The organism is Carboxydocella sp. JDF658 (genome assembly GCF_002049395.1).
Lineage (GTDB): Bacteria > Bacillota.
Window position 1 is genome coordinate 1 of sequence record NZ_BDLR01000192.1, and the last position, 217, is coordinate 217.

The window sequence follows — 217 nt, forward strand, 5'->3', positions numbered from 1 at the left end:
TTTACGCCCAGTAATTCCGGATAACGCTCGCCCCCTACGTTTTACCGCGGCTGCTGGCACGTAGTTAGCCGGGGCTTCCTCCTCAGGTACCGTCACCTTCACCCATTCTTCACAGGTGAGACTTCGTCCCTGAAGACAGGGCTTTACGACCCGAAGGCCTTCTTCACCCACGCGGCGTTGCTCCGTCAGGCTTTCGCCCATTGCGGAAGATTCCCCA

General features: G+C 58.5%; 1 rRNA gene. It reads right to left on the reverse strand.

The annotated features are described in order from the left end of the window. Positions 1-217: ribosomal RNA gene (locus tag JDF658_RS13590) — 16S ribosomal RNA — on the reverse strand; the annotation flags it as partial.